Source organism: Corynebacterium lemuris, from assembly GCF_024919295.1.
Classification (GTDB): domain Bacteria; phylum Actinomycetota; class Actinomycetes; order Mycobacteriales; family Mycobacteriaceae; genus Corynebacterium; species Corynebacterium lemuris.
This window is the reverse complement of sequence record NZ_JANWTC010000003.1, coordinates 209,747-225,286: the sequence shown is the minus strand read 5'-3', so window position 1 is coordinate 225,286 and position 15,540 is coordinate 209,747. Positions and strand designations below refer to the sequence as shown.

Below are 15,540 nucleotides of genomic sequence, written 5' to 3'. Positions count from 1 at the left end.
TCAGGAGACTCCTCTGATGGTCAGGCCGGCGATGAGTGCGGCGAGTGGGGTGCGGGATTTCAGGGCGGCGTCGGCGAGGGCGTCGAGATGTTTCTCCACGTCCCCGTCCGGCCTTCCGGTGGGCGTGATGGCGGTGGCGCCACGCCCGCGGCGCAGTTCCACCAGGCCCTCGTCGCGCAGGTCGCGGTAGGCGCGCAGCACGGTGTTGCGGTTGAGGTCGAGGGAGTCGGCGAGGTCCGCCGCGGTGGGCAGGCGTTCGCCGTCGTGGATGTCACCGCCGGTGATGGCTTTGCGCAGCGCGGCGACGAGCTGGGCGTAGATGGGGGTGGGGGAGGCGGCGTCGAGTTGGATGAGCAATCCGTTCTCCTTTCGCTAGTTGTACTACCCATACTAGCACTATTGGTGTGGCCTAGAATAGGGCGAATGATCGCCACCACCATCGCCCGGGAACTCGGCGTGCGCGAGGACCAGATCCGCGCCGTCCTCGACCTGCTCGCCGAGGGCAACACCGTCCCCTTCATCGCCCGCTACCGGAAAGAAGCCACCGGCGGACTCGACGACACCCAGCTGCGCACCATCGAGGAACGCGCCACCTACCTGCGCGAACTCGAAGAACGCAAGGAGACCGTGCTCGCCGCCATCGCGGAGCAGGGCAAACTCACCGACGACCTGCGCGCACTGATCGCAGGCTGCGGGACCAAGGCCCGCCTCGAGGACCTCTACCTGCCCTTCAGGAAGCGCCGCCGCACCAAGGCCGACATCGCCCGCGAGGCCGGCCTGGAGCCGCTGGCGGATGCGCTCATCAACGATCCCACCGCCGATCCCGCCACGCTGGCCACCACCTACCTCACCGAGGGCTTCGAGGAGGAGAAGAAGGCCCTCGAAGGGGCGCGCGCCATCCTCATCGACCGCTTCGCCCTCGACGCCGACCTGGTCGGCGAGGTCCGCGAGCAGATGTACCGCACCGGGCAGCTCACCGCCGGTGTCATCGCAGGCAAGGAGCAGGAGGGGGCGAAATTCAAGGACTACTTCGAGTTCGCCGAACCCTTCACAAAGCTGCCCTCCCACCGCATCCTGGCACTGCTGCGCGGCGAATCTGAAGGGGTCCTCCACCTCAACCTCGACCCCGGCGACGACACCGTCTACGAAGGCATGATCGCCAACCGCTTCGACCTGCCCGTCGACCAGTCCACCTGGCTTGCCGACGCCGTCCGCTTCGGCTGGCGCACCAAACTCGCCGTCTCCTCAGGCCTGGACGTGCGTATGCGCCTGAAGGAGACCGCCGAGGAAGGCGCACTCGACGTCTTCGCCACCAACCTCCGCGACGTCCTGCTCGCCGCCCCCGCCGGCCAGCGCGCCACCCTGGGCCTGGACCCGGGCTTCCGCAACGGCGTGAAATGCGCCGTCGTCGACCCCACCGGCAAGGTGCTCGCCACCACCATCGTCCATCCCCACCAGCCGCAGAACCGCTGGGAGGCCGCCCGCCAGGAACTGGCCGGCCTGTGCGCCACCCACGGCGTCGACCTGCTGGCCGTGGGCAACGGCACCGCCTCCCGGGAAACAGAGAAGCTGGCAGGCGAGGTCGCTGACCTGATCCAGACCACCGGCGGGAAGCGCCCCACCCCGGTCGTGGTCTCCGAGTCAGGGGCATCCGTCTACTCCGCCTCCGAGCTGGCCGCCGCGGAATTCCCCGGTATGGACGTCTCCCTGCGCGGGGCGGTCTCCATCGCCCGCCGCCTGCAGGACCCGCTGGCGGAACTGGTCAAGATCGACCCCAAGGCCATCGGTGTCGGCCAGTACCAGCACGACGTCAACCAGACGGCCCTGGCCCGCACCCTCGACGGTGTGGTGGAATCCGCCGTCAACGCCGTCGGCGTGGACCTCAACACCGCCTCCGTACCGCTGCTCGAACGCGTCGCCGGTGTCACCGGAACCCTGGCGAAGAACATCGTCGCCCACCGCGACGACAACGGCGCCTTCCCCAACCGCAAGGCCCTGCTCAAGGTCCCGCGCCTGGGACCCAAGGCCTACGAGCAGTGCGCCGGCTTCCTGCGCATCACCGGCGGTGCCGACCCCCTCGACTCCTCCGCCGTGAACCCCGAGGCCTATCCCGTCGTCGCCCGCATCGCGGCGGCCACCGGCCTGGGCGTCGATGAGCTCATCGGCAACACCCGGGTGCTCTCCCAGCTGCGCCCGGCCGATTTCGCCGACGCGACCTTCGGCATCCCCACCGTCACCGACATCATCGCCGAGCTGGACAAACCCGGCCGCGACCCCCGCCCCGAGTTCCGCACCGCCACCTTCAAGGAGGGCGTGGAGAAGATCTCCGACCTGGTCCCCGGCATGGTCCTGGAGGGCACCGTCACCAACGTCGCCGCCTTCGGCGCCTTCGTCGACGTCGGCGTCCACCAGGACGGCCTGGTGCACGTCTCCGCGATGAGCGATAAATTCGTCTCCGACCCACGCGAGGTGGTCCGCTCCGGCCAGGTGGTCAAGGTCAAGGTCATGGAGGTCGACGTCGACCGCCAGCGCATCGGCCTGTCCCTGCGGCTTGATGACGAGCCCGGTCAACTCACCCGCAAGCCGGGGCGTGGGAAGCAGCAACGACCGTCCCGCCAGCCGAAGAAGCCGGCGGCGCCGGGCGGGAGCATGGCCGCCGCGCTCAAGCGGGCCGGCCTGAACTGACAGGCGCAAGGGGTAGCTACCGTGACAGCCACTGAATTGCGGTTATCCGGTTGATTCCGGCAGCTACTCAGGGGAGTGGGGTGGGGATAAAGGCGCCGGTGGGGGCTCGGCACGTATCCGGGGAGGGGGGCCGGAGGGGGTCGGGAGCCCGCCGGAAAAGAATTCACCTCGGGGGGGAGGTGATGGCTTCTACAGGTGCCTGGCTTCATCCTCTCCGCAGTGGCCAGTCCCCGGCGCGGGGGCGCTGCGGAGAAGAAAGTTTCTGCGTCAATTGAAATTCCCCATTTTGCAGACACGGTCACACATGGGCGGTAGGGTGATGCTTGTCACGGAAATTAAAAATCTTTTCCGGCATTCCATCCCGTAATAGGGCGACGGCAACCGCCTGCGGTTCTGCTGACGATGCCCAAGCGAGTGTTCCGGGTCGGGTTGGGCGACAATTTCTTCTCCCGTACAGAAGGCGTCGCATGACTTGTCCCGCGAAGGTCGACCTGTCGGCCACTGATGTGGAGGGTGGATTAACCCGTCCCGTGCAGAGAGCTTCCCTCCGCCCGTTCCAACAGAAATGTGGTGGCGAATGGGAACGGTAACCAGACCGAACAAAACGAGAACGGCATGACCCCATTGATCCCCAACAGCTCAACGCTGAGTGACTTCTTCTACGACATCAGTCGTTTCACCCTTCGATTCGCGAGTGTTCTTCTCCTGACCTATGTTCTCGCCGTTCTGATTTCGCTCATCCTGACGTGGCGCCCCGGGAGAAGGGGAAGTACCAGGGTGGCCGTGCTCCTTGAGGTTAATCAGCCTCAACGGGAGCAGGTGGATTCCGCATCAGAAGCGTCAGGTACCGGTGGCGGGAAAGCGATTGAGCCGACCCCGATCCAGGTGATGTACATCAGGAGAGTTTCCGACACCGGGAGCTCGGACCTTAACCCGAAGAAAACCTATGTCAACGGGGAGAGCCCGAAGGAGGCACAGAAATGATCCTTATTGGCGGGCAACGCATTGACCTGATTTTCCTCGTGGCACTGTCGCTGGTCCTCATTTTCGTTTTTTACCTGCTGATGATGATCACGCTGTCGCAGTTCCGGAAGAGCACCTGGTTTCCCCGTCAGGTGACCGACGAGGGAGGGACCAGGTACGAAGTAGTCTTCGTCATTCCGTGCCTGAATGAGGAATCCGTTCTCGGGGCAAGCATCGAGCGGCTCGTGAGTATCGACTACCCGCGGACCAGCGTGCTGGTGGTGGATGACGGATCGGATGACAGGACAGCGGAGGTCGTGCGGTCCTTCGATGACCCGCGCGTCCATCTCCTGCAGCGGACCCTGCCCAACGCCCGGAAGGGAAAGGGGCAGGCGCTCAACGCCGCAATCAGACATATCCTCACCGGAAAGGTCATCGGCGCCCCGGATCTGGACGCCACCATCATCGTGGTGGTTGATGCAGACGGGCGTATGGACGAGCGGTCCCTTGAGTATGTCCTTCCCCGGTTCGATGATGCCGAACTCGGTGGGGTCCAGATCGGCGTGCGCATCAACAACCGACACACCAATCTCCTCGCCCGGTTCCAGGATCTGGAGTTCGTCCTATACACAGAGGTTTTCCAGCGCGGCAGGGTGCATCTGGGCAGCTCCGGATTGGGCGGTAACGGACAGTTCGTCCGGTTATCCGCACTGACCACACTAGGGGAGGATCCCTGGAGCGATTCGCTCACCGAGGACCTTGACCTGGGGGTACGCCTGCTTATTGAGGGCCTGCGTCTCGACTTTTGTCCGGATGTGGCAGTGCACCAGCAGGGACTGGTTAGTCTCAAACGTTGGATCCGCCAGCGGACCCGGTGGTTCCAGGGACATCTGCAGTCCTGGTCGCTGCTTCCGGACATCCTCACCAGACTGAGCGGAACACGGCGGATCGACGTGTACTACCACCTGACGAGCCCGTTCGTTCTGCTCATGGGTTCGCTCTTCACAGTTGCGTTCTTCCTCTGGTTCGTAGATCTCATGGTCGACCTCTACCAGGGAACCACCTTCTTCTCCTGGTACTGGCTGAGCACCTATTTTTTCACGTTCGGCCCCGCCATGTTGCTCTCGCTGATCTACCGCAGATCCGAGCGATCCCTGGGAGTGTTCAGGACACTTCTCCTCGCGCACCTGTTCGTCCCGTACTCGCTGCTGTGGATGATCGCGGGATGGAGGGCGGTTGCGCGGATCCTGCTGGGGAAGAAGGGATGGGCCAAGACTGAGCGGTTGAAGGAGAACGCCGACGGTGTGGCCGACGGGACAGTGGACCCGGAGCTGCCGGAGAGTTCCCCGGTCGGGGAGGTGCGTACATGAGCTGGCGTAGTCCTCCCGGCCGGATGATGGTCACCGGGCTGGCCACCATCGCACTCGTGGCCTGTAACCCTGGCGACCCAGGTACCTGGAAAGAAGGTGAGCGCTACGGGCAGTGGCGTCTGAAGTATCACGGCTTCGGCTCGGTCACCGGTGATGACCAGAGTGTGATCATGCAGCCGAAGGCCGCCGACGCCGAGGACGTCACCCACGCGTGTCTCGTGGTGACAGAGCAGAACTTCCAGGGCAACCTCGATTTCTCGATGCTTATGCGAACGGAGGAGCAGGTCCGGATCGACACCCCCAACACATGGGAGGTCGGCTGGGTCCTCTGGAACTACCAGGATGATGAGCATTTCTATGCTCTCGCCCTCAAGCCGAACGGTTGGGAACTGTCGAAACAGGATCCCGACTATCGCGGCAACCAACGTTTCCTCATGTCCGGCACCGAACCGAAATTCCCGGTGGACCAGGAGTATCGCGTCCGGATAGTCCAGATGGGGAACACCATCACGGCATATGCGGACGACCACCTGCTCGGTGAGGTGACCGACACGGAGACGCCGTACGACCACGGCGCGATCGGCCTTTACACCGAGGACGCGAGAGTCCGATTCAGCGGTCTCTATTTCACGACCCCTTCAGACGGGAGCGGCTGAACGAGGTCCAGGATCTGATTCTGGAATCCGGAATTGCAACACATCCACGAGAAAGCAGCACTCTAAAAGAGGTGTAGTTAATGATGGTCAAACACGCAACAGGAAACTTGGGTAGACAATCAGCATTGATGGTTATCGTCATAGCCACTATCACAGGTTTGTCAGCATCCGCGTACCTGCTCTATTTCGTAGCAGACGACACCCTGAGGGTGGGCGAGCAGTCCGCGGTAGCCGCAGATTTTGTCGACGACTTCAGGGATGATCCCGACGTGGATCTGCCTCTCACGAAACCCGTTTTCCCGGCGACGTTCGGTCAGGAGGGGGGAAAGCACACCCTGGTGGTCTATGACACCGAGAGCGCGGAAGCAGACCTCTACGCCCTGGGTACGGCGAACCTCGCCACTCATTTCGGCCAGTCGACGATGCTGCAGGTAAGCGACTATCAGCCGGGGCAGATGCATGATTATGACGCCGCAGTCTATGTCGGAACACGCTTCGGACAGGAGCTGCCGCACTTTCTGATCCAGGACATGCTCGACAGGCGTACCAAGATCCTCTGGGTGGGAGCCAATATTGAAAATTTGAGCAACTATGAGGGATCTCCCGAAGCGGAGGCATTCGGTGCCCGGTATGGATGGCTGCCCAGCTCTACCGAAGTTAATGAAAAAGACGCGATCACCAAGATCGTCTACAAGGACGAGGAACTTGAGCGGTCGGAGTTCGGGGGGTCCATCCACGTGCCGGCGATCATCGACCCGGAGAAGGTCGAGGTGCTGGGCACTGCGGTCTGCGGAACGCGTTCCACACCGAGGGAATGCCGGGGCACGTCAGGAACGGAATTCCCCTGGGCGGTCCGCACCGGTCACCTCACCTACGTCACCGATATCCCCCTGGATGTCATCTATGAGAACACCCATCACCTGGCCTATGCGGACCTCTTCTATGACCTGCTGGCGCCTGGGACAGTGCCGACGAAGAAGGCCGCAGTCCGGTTTGAGGACGTAGGGCCTGAGGCTGACCCGCGGGTGCTGCGCCGCGTCGCCGACTACCTGCATGAGCGGGGCATCCCATTCCAGGTGGCCGTGGTTCCTTTCCACGTATCCGAGGTCCCCGACTCCGACCCGGTCCGGCATTACGGGCTGTCACTGCTGGACCGGCCCAAGGTGGTCAAGGCGCTGAAGTACATGCAGGAGCGCGGAGGGACCCTGATCCAACACGGAACCAGCCACCAGTACGGGACAACCCACAACCCGTACCCCGGCGCGACCAGCGGCGCCGACTACGAGTTCTACCGCTCGAGGTGCAGTGACAATCAATTCCCGCCCCTGCAGTTCGAGGAGTGCCGTCAGGAATCGTGGGTCCAGCTGACCGGACCGGTCAGCTGGGACAAAGTCGAGGATCATGCAGAACGGTTGGCGGCTGGGCGAAAAATCATGGTTGATGCGGGACTGGGCGAACCGGATCAGTTCGAGGTTCCCCACTACAGTGCATCGCCGAACGCTTACCAGGCAATCAGCGAGTACTACGACTACCGCTATGAGCGGGTCCACTATTTCCCTGGTCTTACCTCAGGTGTCGAATTCGAGGAGGACTCGGACTTCACCCAGATCTTCCCGTACCGGGTCCACGATGTCTACGGCACCACGGTTCTCCCCGAGAACCTCGGGAACGTGTCCGAGGAAATGCAGAACAACCACCCGCCCCGCCCGCCGGCATTTCTGGTGGACAACGCGAAGCGGAATCTTGTGGTTCGGGAATCCACCGCCAGTTTTTTCTTCCACCCGTATCTGGATGTCGATTACCTGGATGAAGTAGTCACGGGCATCACTGATCTCGGATACACATTCGTTCCCTCCACGGAACTGTAAAACGTGCTCCGGCGCCTGGTGGTGCGCACCTGACCGACATGATGATGTGCCTCGGACACGGGGACTGCCCGACGGGAAATCCGCGAAAGAGGCGACAAGTGAATGTTCAGCAGGTACTCGGTTTCGTTCCCGGGGACCTGGTGGAGGAACTGTTCCGGAGAGGTCTGTTATCCGGGGTGATTCCGTACGGAGCGTACTTTGCTTCACCAATTGTTGAGACATATCCAGACGAGAAGGTAACCCACAATGTCCCTCCCCAAGATCATGACCGTTTACGGCACCCGTCCCGAGGCTATCAAGGTGGCCCCCATACTTTCCCACCTGCAGAATGATGTACGTTTCGAGTCCATCCCGGTTTCCACCGGTCAACACCGGGAAATGCTGAAGCAGGTCAACAGCATTTTCGGTATCAGCCCCCGCCATAACCTGGGCCTGATGAAGCAGGGCCAGGCCCTCAACGAACTGGCTTCCCGTGCCCTCGCGGGTCTGGATGTGATCATCGAAAGGGAACAGCCCGAGGTCATCGTCTCCCAGGGAGACACCTCCACGGCGATGGTGGCTGCGCTGGCCGGTTTCAACCGGGGCACCAGAGTTGTCCATATCGAGGCGGGACTGCGCACCGGCAACATCGCTTCGCCCTTCCCCGAGGAGGCGAATCGCCGGGTGATCAGCCAGGTGGCCTCCCTGCATCTCGCCCCCACCGAAGCGGCCCGAGAGAATCTGATACTGGAGAATTTCGACCCCGCCGACATCGTGGTCACCGGTAACACCGTCATCGATGCCTTGCTGACGGTGGCGAAACAGAAGGTGGACTTCGACGACCCGCCGCTGGCCGCGGCCGTGGCCTCGGACAGGCGCCTCGTCCTGGTCACCACCCACCGCCGGGAGAACCTCGATGCCATGGTGGAGATCGGCTCGGCGATCCAGGAACTCGCCCGACTGTACCCGGACGTGATTCTTGCGCTGCCGCTGCACCTCAACCCGAGGGTACGGGAGGCGGTCCTGCCGGAGGTGAAGAAGATGGAGAACGTCATCGTCACCGACCCGCTGCCCTACGACCAGTTCACCAGCCTGATGAACCGTTCCACCCTGGTCCTCACGGATTCGGGGGGCGTCCAGGAGGAGGCACCTTCACTGGGTAAGCCGGTTCTGGTGATGCGGGAGAACACAGAGCGCCCGGAAGCGGTGACCGCCGGAACCGTGAAGCTGATCGGGACGGATCGCCGACGCATCATCCAGGAGGTCCAGCATCTTCTGGATGATCCTGCCGCCTACGCAGCCATGGCCAATGCCGTCAACCCCTACGGTGACGGCCGGGCCGCTGAGCGATGCGTCGCGGCGATCGCTGAACTGCTGGGTGTGGGGGAGCGCATCGAGGAGTTCAGGGTGGGGGCCACCCCTGCGGTTCAGGCCCTGAGGTAGAACGCCTCCGCGTTGCCCCGGAACACGGTCTCGACGTGCTCGGGGCCCACCGTCTCGGCGATGATCTCCAGGTCGTGGTCCTCGAAGGGACGCCTGGCCCGCGTGGAGGGCAGGTCGGTGCCCACCATGAGTGCGCCTGGGTCGACGGCCATGATCGCCTTCACCGCCGCCACCGGATCGAGGTCGATGCGGCCGAAGCCGGTGGCCTTGACCTTCACCCCCACCTCCACCAGCCGCAGCAGGGCGGGCAGACCGTCGGGGTGCAGCCCCAGGTGGTCGATGCTCACCGCCGGCAGGGAGTTCAAGGTGGGGGAGAGCTCCTCAAGCTCACGGCTGTCGACGTAGAGCTCGGTGTGCCAGCCGACCAGGTCATGCACGCGCCGGGCGAAGCGGTCGAGATCCGCCAGCCCCGCGGAACCGCCGCGGCGGAGGTTGAAGCGGACGGCGCGCACGCCGGCGTCGGCAAGCTCCCGGATCCGCCCGTCAGGGGTGCCCGCCGGAAGCTGGGTGACGCCGACAAAATTCGGCCCCAGCTGCGCCAGGGCGTCGAGAAGATAACCCTGGTCGAAGGCCTGGAAGGAACCGGATACCACAGCCCCACCCGCAACCTTCAGGTCCTTGACCCGGGCGAGGTAGTCCCGCGTGGTGAAGGGCTCGGGCAGGTAGCCGTTGTTCTCCACCAGCGGGTGGGCCGGGTCGATGATGTGGAAGTGGGCGTCGAAGAGACGTGGCATACCCGTCCTTTCTAGTCCGGATCCGTCGCCTCCACCATGAACTCCGCGATGCCTTGAGGATCCGCCAGGAAATCCCGCAGGGCCCGGAAAGCCGTCGTCTCCTCCACCGTCAAGCCCCGGAGCAGCTCCCCCTCGGCGGTGAATTCCCAGATCTGCGCACCCGGCAGGGCGAGCAGGACGGGGGAGTGGGTGGCGATGATCAGCTGGGCCCCCGCCTGCGCCACCCCATGCAGTTCGGCGAGCAGCGCCATCTGCCGGATCATCGACAGCCCGGACTCCGGTTCATCGAGCAGATAGAGCCCGTTGCCGTGGAAGGCCTGCTGCACCACCTGCATCACGGATTCCCCGTGGGACATCCGGTGCAGGTCCACCGCCCCCGGGGCGCTGCTGCCGTATTCGGTGGCGATGTTGAAGTGGGCCTCGGCCCTCAGGAAATAGCCGTCCATCGCGCGGGCACTCCGCCGGACGGTGGCGACGTGACGCAGGGGATTGACCCGGCTGCCCACCTGCGCACCGAAAGGACCACCCGTGTCATTGAAACCGCAGCTGACGGCGATGCCCTCCAGCAGGGTGGACTTGCCCACGCCGTTCTCCCCCGTGAGCAGCGTGACCGGCCGATCCAGAGACAGTCGGCCCCGCTCCCGCAGCGCCCGGAAAGCGGGCACCTCGAAGACCCACGGCGGTGTCTTGTCGGTGGCTGAGGGAGCGCGGAGGAAATAGTCGTGGATGAACGGGGTCATGCCCCCTCCTCTGCGGTGAGGAAGGCGGCCGTGCCCTCCGGGTCCGCGACAAATTCCCGGGCGGCATGCACCGCCTCAGTGTCCTCGAAGTCACGGGGCCGGATCCCCTCAGTGCTGATCTCGAGGATCTGCGCGCCGGGCACCGCCAACAGAACGGGGGAGTGGGTGGCCATGATGATCTGGGCGCCGGCAGCCGCCAGGTGGTGGAGCCGGCCGAGCAGTTCCAGCTGGCGCAGGACCGACAGGCCGGCCTCCGGTTCGTCAAGGAAGAACAGGCCGTCGGTGTGGAAACGCCGGTCGAACAGCGCCAGGAGGGACTGTCCGTGGCTCATTTCCTGCAGATCATCCATGCGTGGGCCCCGGGGTGCAGGTTCCAGTCCGGCGTAGTAGCCGGCGAGGTTGAGGAAGGATTCCCCGCGCAGGAAGAAGGCGTCGCGGGGGTTACGGCGCCGGCTCAGCGTGAGCCAGTGGTGCAGCGGTGAGACCGACTGGTCGAGGCTGGCGAAGCGGGCATGGCGCGAACCACCCTCCGGGTTGGTGCCCATCCCGACGGCCAGGGCCTCCAGCAGGGTGGATTTTCCCACGCCGTTCTCCCCGGTGAGCGCGGTGACCGGGGTCGTGAATTCCAGCCCGTCACCAGCCAGCGCAGCCACCACCGGTAACCGGGCGAGGTGGCGGGCCACGCGCTCCGGGGGGACGTCGAGACGTGCGGCGGTGAGGAACACGGCTCAGTCCAGCGCGTTGATGCCGCCGGGCAGGTCCACCAGCTCATAGCCCAGATCCGCCCAGGTGCGGCAGAACTCGGCGCTGCGCACCCCGGAGGCGCAGTGGACGATCACCCGCTGCGCCTCACCCAGGGCCTCGCGGACAGACTCCGGTCCGGAGACCGTGGAGAGCGGCAGACGCACCGGGGCCAGCTCAGCCAGCGAGTCGTCGAGCAGCCACTCGTGCGGTTCGCGGAGGTCCAGGAGGGTGGCGTGGCCGGCGCGGACGCTGTCAAGCAGCTCCTCCGGTGAGGGGCCCACCGTACAGACGGCGTCGGCGTAGTCGGGCTGCAGGGCGCTCACCCGCGGGCGCTGCGGATCGGCGACGACAGTGAAGCTGCGGGTCGTCGCGGTCAACGCGTCATAGCTGAGCATGCGGCCAGGCTGGGTGGGCAACCCGGCGAGGAATTTGATCGCCTCAGTGGCCATCATCGCCCCGATGGTGGCGGTGGTGGCACCGAGGACCCCGGCGGTGGCACAGTCCGGGATCGAGTCACCGGTGGGCTGGACAGGGAAGAGGTCACGCAGGCCCACACCGTCGGCCCACAGGCAGACATCGCCCCGGAAGCGCAGCACCGTGCCCCAGACCAGGGGCGTTCCGGTGATCTCGGCGGCATCGGCCACCAGATATTTGGTGGTGAAGGAATCCGAACCATCGAGCACCAGGTCCACGCCAGCGAGGATCTCCACCGCATTGTCGACGGTCAGGCGTTTGTTCAGCGGCGTGACGGTAATGTCCGGCTGCAGCTGGCGCAGGCGTTCCGCGGCGACCTCCACCTTGGGGCGGCCGACGTCCCCGGCACCGAAGAGGATCTGGCGGTGGATGTTGGTGATGTCGACGGTGTCGTCATCGATGACGGAGATATGCCCCACGCCGGCGGAGGCCAGGGACTGCATGGCCGGGCAGCCCAGCCCGCCACCGCCGATGACCAGGACATGGGAGTTGAACAGGCGCTGCTGCTGCCCGATGCCCCAGCCGGGCAGGGCCAGCTGGCGGGCGGTGCGGCGCAGCTCGGAATCAGGCAGGGTCACGGTCAACTACAGCACCTGATCCGACCAGGAGACCAGCCCGTCGAAACTCGAGGAGGCCAGGGCGTGCTCCCGCTTCGGGATGCGCCCCGCCTCCCGCGCCAGCCGACCGGATTCCACGGCGTATCTCATGGCGGTGGCCATGGCAACCGGATCCTGGCAGCGGTTGACCGCCGAGGCCAGCAGCACGCCGTCGCAGCCGAGCTCCATGGCCAGGGCGGCGTCGGAGGCGGTGCCGACGCCGGCGTCGAGAAGCACGGGCACGCCCGCGCGCGAGCAGATCAGCTCGATGTTGTGCGGGTTGAGGATGCCCAACCCCGTGCCGATCGGCGAGCCCAACGGCATGACTGCCGCACAACCGACGTCCTCGAGACGCCTGGCCACGACCGGGTCATCCGAGGTGTAGGCCAGCACGACGAAGCCCTCGGCGACGAGCAGTTCGCAGGCGTCGATGAGTTCGACCACATCGGGCAGCAGGGTGTGCTCATCGGCGATGACCTCCACCTTCACCCAGTTGGTGCCCAGTGCCTCCCGGGCGAGTTTCGCGGTGATCACCGCGTCACGCGCCGTGCGGCAGCCGGCCGTGTTGGGCAGTGGCGCGATGCCCAGGCGCTGGAGCATGTCGAAGACGGATTCGCCGGTGGTCTTCGCGGCGTGGCGGCGCATGGCCACCGTGGTCAGCTCCGTGCCGGAGGCGACCAGTGATTCCTCCAGCATGGCCATGGACGTCGCCCCGCCCGTGCCCATGATCAGGCGGGATTCGAAGGTGCGGTCGGCGATGGTGAGCATGCCTAACCTCCCTGGACCGCGGTGAGGATGTCGATGGTCTGGCCCTCGACGAGGCTGTGGTCCCACTGGGAGCGGGGCACCACATCCCCGTCGACGGCCACGGCCACCCCGGCGTCGGGGAGCCGGCCGAGGGTCTCCTCGAGCAGGCCGGCGAGCGTGGTGGCCTCAGTGGTGACGGGCTGGTTGTTCACGGTCAGGTTCATGGCAACTCCTGGTGTCGGTTCGGTTCACAGGCGGAGAGATCAATGCCGGGATCGCGGCCCTCCACCAGCGCGAGCGTCACCTCGGCGGCCAGCGCGGTGAGCAGGATCCCGTGGCGGAAATACCCCGTCGAGATGATCAGGTCTCCGGAGACCCGGCCCAGATAGGGCAGATCGTCCGGGGTGCCGGGGCGCGCGCCGGTGGTGGCCTCGAGGAAATCGCATTCCTCCACGCCGGGGACCAGCCGGACGGCGTCGCGCAGCAGATCATGGACCCCACCGGCCCGCGGGGTGGGGCGGTCATCCTCGCGGGAGGTGGCCCCGATCGCGAGGGTACCGTCGGTGCGCGGGATGAGGTAGACCGGCCGGTCCGCCACGAAACCGCGCACTACGCGGCTGAGCAGGGGATCGAGGTACCGCGGCACACCCAGGCGCAGGATGTCGCCGTGGACGGGCCGCAGCTGCAGGCCGGGGTACAGCGCGGTGGCGCCGAGGCCGTTGGCCAGGATGGTCTGTCCCCCCGGCAGTCCGGTGGCCTGTTCCCGGATGATCTCCACGCCGAGGTTGCCCAGCGCATCGAGGAGCGCTGCGGCGAACATCCGTGGGTTGACCTGGTGGTCGCCCGGGATGTGCACGGCGCCGGCCAGCTGTGGGCTCAACCCCGGTTCCAGCTGCCGTGCCCGGCGCAGCGGCAGCCGCTCCGCGCTCATCCCGTGGGCCGCCTGGTAGTCCGTGAGTTCCGCCAGGTGTGTGGCATCCGCGCGGTCCGCGGCCACGACGAGGGTGCCCTCGGTGCGGTACCCGGTGGGCAGCCCGGTGTGCTTTGCGACGTCCGCGATCAACCCCGGATACAGCTCCGCCGAGCGCAGCATGAGCGGGAACAGCGAGTCCTGCCGGTAGACGACCTCGGCCACCGGGGCGAGCATGCCGCCGGCGTGGTGCGTCGCCTCGGAGGCGGGGGACGGGTCGACGAGGGTGACACCGTGGCCGCGCTCGGCCAGGCGGAAGGCGGTGGCCAGGCCGACCAGCCCGCCACCGATGACGGTGACGGTGCTCATGGGCGGCCCTGCTCGAAATCGCGGATCAGGCGCTGTGCGTAGGCGGCCGGATCCGCAGCCCCCATGAGGCCGCGCACGACCGCCAGGCCGGCGACACCGGTGCCGGCGAGTTCGGTGGCGTCATCGGCGGTGACGTCCCCGATGGCCACGACCGGCACCTCCGAGAGCTCCACCAGCTCCCGGTAACCGGCCACGCCCAGGGGCTCGCGGCCGGAGTCCTTCGTGGGGGTGGGGCGGAAGGGACCCGCACCGACGTAATCGAGGACATCGGCCAGCTCGTTGGCGGCCGCCACCAGTTCGCGGGTACCGGTGGTCAGGCCGATGACGGCATCCCCACCCAGCAGGGCCCGGACGTCGCGGACGTCCAGGTCATCCTGGCCGACATGCACCCCGTGGACCGGGATGCCGCGGTGGCGCAGGGCGAGGGCGACGTCGACGCGGTCGTCGACAAGCACATGGGCCAGGTCGCCCACGGCGAGGGCGACCTGCTCGGTCAGCGCGTAGAGATCGCGTGCCGGGATCGGCTTGCTCCGCACCTGCACAATCCGGGAGCCACCCGCCACGGCCCCGCGCGCCACATCGACGACATGTTCACGGGAACCGGCGCCGGTGACCAGATAACAACGGAGATCAATGGATGGCACAGCCTGGCCTCTCTTCCTTCGCTGGTGCTAACCAGACAGGTTCGTACGGTCCTCGCGCAGGCGGCAGCGCGATCTCAGCCCGATGCCTCGGGCGCCCGTGGGGTCGAGGACAGTCTAGGCCATCGCTCGTGGATTTTGCCGGTGTCGTGCGACTGTGGGAGAATGTCCAGGTTGTCTGTATCGGATACGAACCGGTCGAGCGCCCCAACCGGGGAGAAGCCGCCAGGGTCCTCTGTCCAGAACATGAAAAGGAAAATGTCGCATGAACATTCTCGACAAGGTTGATTCCGCGCAGCTGCGCGAGGACATCCCGGCCTTCCGCCCGGGTGACACCGTTGACGTCCACGTCAAGGTCATCGAAGGTTCCACCGAGCGTACCCAGCTGTTCAAGGGTGTCGTCATCCGCCGCCAGGGCTCCGGCATCCGCGAGACCTTCACCGTCCGCAAGGTCTCCTTCGGCATCGGCGTGGAGCGTACCTTCCCGGTCCACTCCCCGAACATCGACAAGCTCGAGGTCATCCGCAAGGGTGACGTCCGTCGCGCCAAGCTCTACTACCTGCGTGAGCTGCGCGGCAAGGCTGCCCGCATCAAGGAGAAGCGCTAAGCTCCCCGCGTTTG

The 15,540-nt window shown here is 65.6% G+C and carries 16 protein-coding genes; 7 read left to right on the top strand and 9 right to left on the bottom strand.

The features are described from left to right. Entirely contained in the window at positions 1-357 is a 357-nt protein-coding gene (locus tag NYP18_RS06360; RefSeq protein WP_259427323.1) for a GntR family transcriptional regulator, read from the bottom strand. Between the two features lie 66 nt (positions 358-423). Here NYP18_RS06360 and NYP18_RS06355 point away from each other — a divergent pair, with 66 nt between their 5' ends. The 6 genes from NYP18_RS06355 (at position 424) to wecB (ending at position 8,964) form a co-directional block, all read left to right on the top strand. Beyond that, positions 424-2,685, top strand: a complete 2,262-nt coding sequence (locus NYP18_RS06355; protein ID WP_259427322.1) for a Tex family protein — start codon at positions 424-426, stop codon at positions 2,683-2,685. A 615-nt stretch (positions 2,686-3,300) separates the two neighbouring features. Next, entirely contained in the window at positions 3,301-3,669 is a 369-nt protein-coding gene (locus NYP18_RS06350; RefSeq protein WP_259427321.1) for a hypothetical protein, read from the top strand. Further along, a complete protein-coding gene (locus tag NYP18_RS06345) occupies positions 3,666-5,018 on the top strand; it encodes a glycosyltransferase family 2 protein (RefSeq protein ID WP_259427320.1) in 1,353 nt (450 codons plus the stop codon). Before NYP18_RS06350 ends, NYP18_RS06345 begins: the two co-directional genes overlap by 4 nt. Continuing rightward, on the top strand, positions 5,015-5,674 hold the full coding sequence (locus NYP18_RS06340) for a hypothetical protein (protein WP_259427319.1): 660 nt from the start codon (positions 5,015-5,017) through the stop codon (positions 5,672-5,674). Before NYP18_RS06345 ends, NYP18_RS06340 begins: the two co-directional genes overlap by 4 nt. 128 nt (positions 5,675-5,802) lie before the next feature. Continuing rightward, positions 5,803-7,542, top strand: a complete 1,740-nt coding sequence (locus NYP18_RS06335; RefSeq protein WP_259427445.1) for a DUF2334 domain-containing protein — start codon at positions 5,803-5,805, stop codon at positions 7,540-7,542. A 246-nt stretch (positions 7,543-7,788) separates the two neighbouring features. After that, positions 7,789-8,964 carry a non-hydrolyzing UDP-N-acetylglucosamine 2-epimerase gene (gene wecB, locus NYP18_RS06330; RefSeq protein ID WP_259427318.1) on the top strand — a complete coding sequence of 392 codons (1,176 nt, stop codon included), beginning with the start codon at positions 7,789-7,791 and terminating at the stop codon, positions 8,962-8,964. Here wecB and NYP18_RS06325 read toward each other — a convergent pair. Genes NYP18_RS06325 through NYP18_RS06290 form a run of 8 tightly spaced genes read right to left on the bottom strand, consistent with a single transcriptional unit; the run spans position 8,949 to position 14,922 of the window. After that, the gene (locus tag NYP18_RS06325; protein WP_259427317.1) at positions 8,949-9,698 is read right to left on the bottom strand and encodes an amidohydrolase family protein; all 750 of its coding nucleotides are present in this window, start codon (positions 9,696-9,698) and stop codon (positions 8,949-8,951) included. The two genes, wecB and NYP18_RS06325, sit on opposite strands and share 16 nt — an antisense overlap. An 11-nt stretch (positions 9,699-9,709) precedes the next feature. Then, positions 9,710-10,438, bottom strand: coding sequence for an AAA family ATPase (locus tag NYP18_RS06320; RefSeq protein ID WP_259427316.1), 729 nt, complete (start codon positions 10,436-10,438; stop codon positions 9,710-9,712). Next, complete coding sequence (locus tag NYP18_RS06315; protein ID WP_259427315.1) at positions 10,435-11,163, bottom strand: AAA family ATPase; 729 nt, start codon at positions 11,161-11,163, stop codon at positions 10,435-10,437. The genes NYP18_RS06320 and NYP18_RS06315 overlap by 4 nt, the downstream gene beginning before the upstream one ends. A 3-nt stretch (positions 11,164-11,166) precedes the next feature. Beyond that, on the bottom strand, positions 11,167-12,234 hold the full coding sequence (locus tag NYP18_RS06310; RefSeq protein ID WP_259427314.1) for a ThiF family adenylyltransferase: 1,068 nt from the start codon (positions 12,232-12,234) through the stop codon (positions 11,167-11,169). A 6-nt stretch (positions 12,235-12,240) separates the two neighbouring features. After that, on the bottom strand, positions 12,241-13,020 hold the full coding sequence (locus NYP18_RS06305) for a thiazole synthase (RefSeq protein ID WP_259427313.1): 780 nt from the start codon (positions 13,018-13,020) through the stop codon (positions 12,241-12,243). A 2-nt stretch (positions 13,021-13,022) separates the two neighbouring features. After that, a complete protein-coding gene (thiS, locus tag NYP18_RS06300; RefSeq protein ID WP_259427312.1) occupies positions 13,023-13,223 on the bottom strand; it encodes a sulfur carrier protein ThiS in 201 nt (66 codons plus the stop codon). Further along, positions 13,220-14,278 carry a glycine oxidase ThiO gene (gene thiO, locus NYP18_RS06295; protein WP_259427311.1) on the bottom strand — a complete coding sequence of 353 codons (1,059 nt, stop codon included), beginning with the start codon at positions 14,276-14,278 and terminating at the stop codon, positions 13,220-13,222. The genes thiS and thiO overlap by 4 nt, the downstream gene beginning before the upstream one ends. Further along, complete coding sequence (locus tag NYP18_RS06290; protein WP_259427310.1) at positions 14,275-14,922, bottom strand: thiamine phosphate synthase; 648 nt, start codon at positions 14,920-14,922, stop codon at positions 14,275-14,277. The genes thiO and NYP18_RS06290 overlap by 4 nt, the downstream gene beginning before the upstream one ends. Positions 14,923-15,184: 262 nt before the next feature. Between NYP18_RS06290 and rplS the strand changes: the two genes are divergently transcribed. After that, positions 15,185-15,526 (top strand): 50S ribosomal protein L19, encoded by a 342-nt coding sequence (gene rplS, locus NYP18_RS06285; RefSeq protein WP_259427309.1) that lies wholly within the window; start codon positions 15,185-15,187, stop codon positions 15,524-15,526. Positions 15,527-15,540: the final 14 nt, after the last annotated feature.

What these genes read in the sequence shown, in the direction of transcription:
- NYP18_RS06350 (WP_259427321.1), top strand. Translation starts at nt 3,301, where the DNA reads ATGACCCCATTGATCCCCAACAGCTCAACGCTGAGTGACTTCTTCTAC.
- NYP18_RS06305 (WP_259427313.1), bottom strand. Translation starts at nt 13,020, where the DNA reads ATGCTCACCATCGCCGACCGCACCTTCGAATCCCGCCTGATCATGGGC.
- wecB (WP_259427318.1), top strand. Translation starts at nt 7,789, where the DNA reads ATGTCCCTCCCCAAGATCATGACCGTTTACGGCACCCGTCCCGAGGCT.
- thiO (WP_259427311.1), bottom strand. Translation starts at nt 14,278, where the DNA reads ATGAGCACCGTCACCGTCATCGGTGGCGGGCTGGTCGGCCTGGCCACC.
- NYP18_RS06355 (WP_259427322.1), top strand. Translation starts at nt 424, where the DNA reads ATGATCGCCACCACCATCGCCCGGGAACTCGGCGTGCGCGAGGACCAG.
- NYP18_RS06320 (WP_259427316.1), bottom strand. Translation starts at nt 10,438, where the DNA reads ATGACCCCGTTCATCCACGACTATTTCCTCCGCGCTCCCTCAGCCACC.
- rplS (WP_259427309.1), top strand. Translation starts at nt 15,185, where the DNA reads ATGAACATTCTCGACAAGGTTGATTCCGCGCAGCTGCGCGAGGACATC.
- NYP18_RS06345 (WP_259427320.1), top strand. Translation starts at nt 3,666, where the DNA reads ATGATCCTTATTGGCGGGCAACGCATTGACCTGATTTTCCTCGTGGCA.
- NYP18_RS06335 (WP_259427445.1), top strand. Translation starts at nt 5,803, where the DNA reads ATGGTTATCGTCATAGCCACTATCACAGGTTTGTCAGCATCCGCGTAC.
- NYP18_RS06340 (WP_259427319.1), top strand. Translation starts at nt 5,015, where the DNA reads ATGAGCTGGCGTAGTCCTCCCGGCCGGATGATGGTCACCGGGCTGGCC.
- thiS (WP_259427312.1), bottom strand. Translation starts at nt 13,223, where the DNA reads ATGAACCTGACCGTGAACAACCAGCCCGTCACCACTGAGGCCACCACG.
- NYP18_RS06325 (WP_259427317.1), bottom strand. Translation starts at nt 9,698, where the DNA reads ATGCCACGTCTCTTCGACGCCCACTTCCACATCATCGACCCGGCCCAC.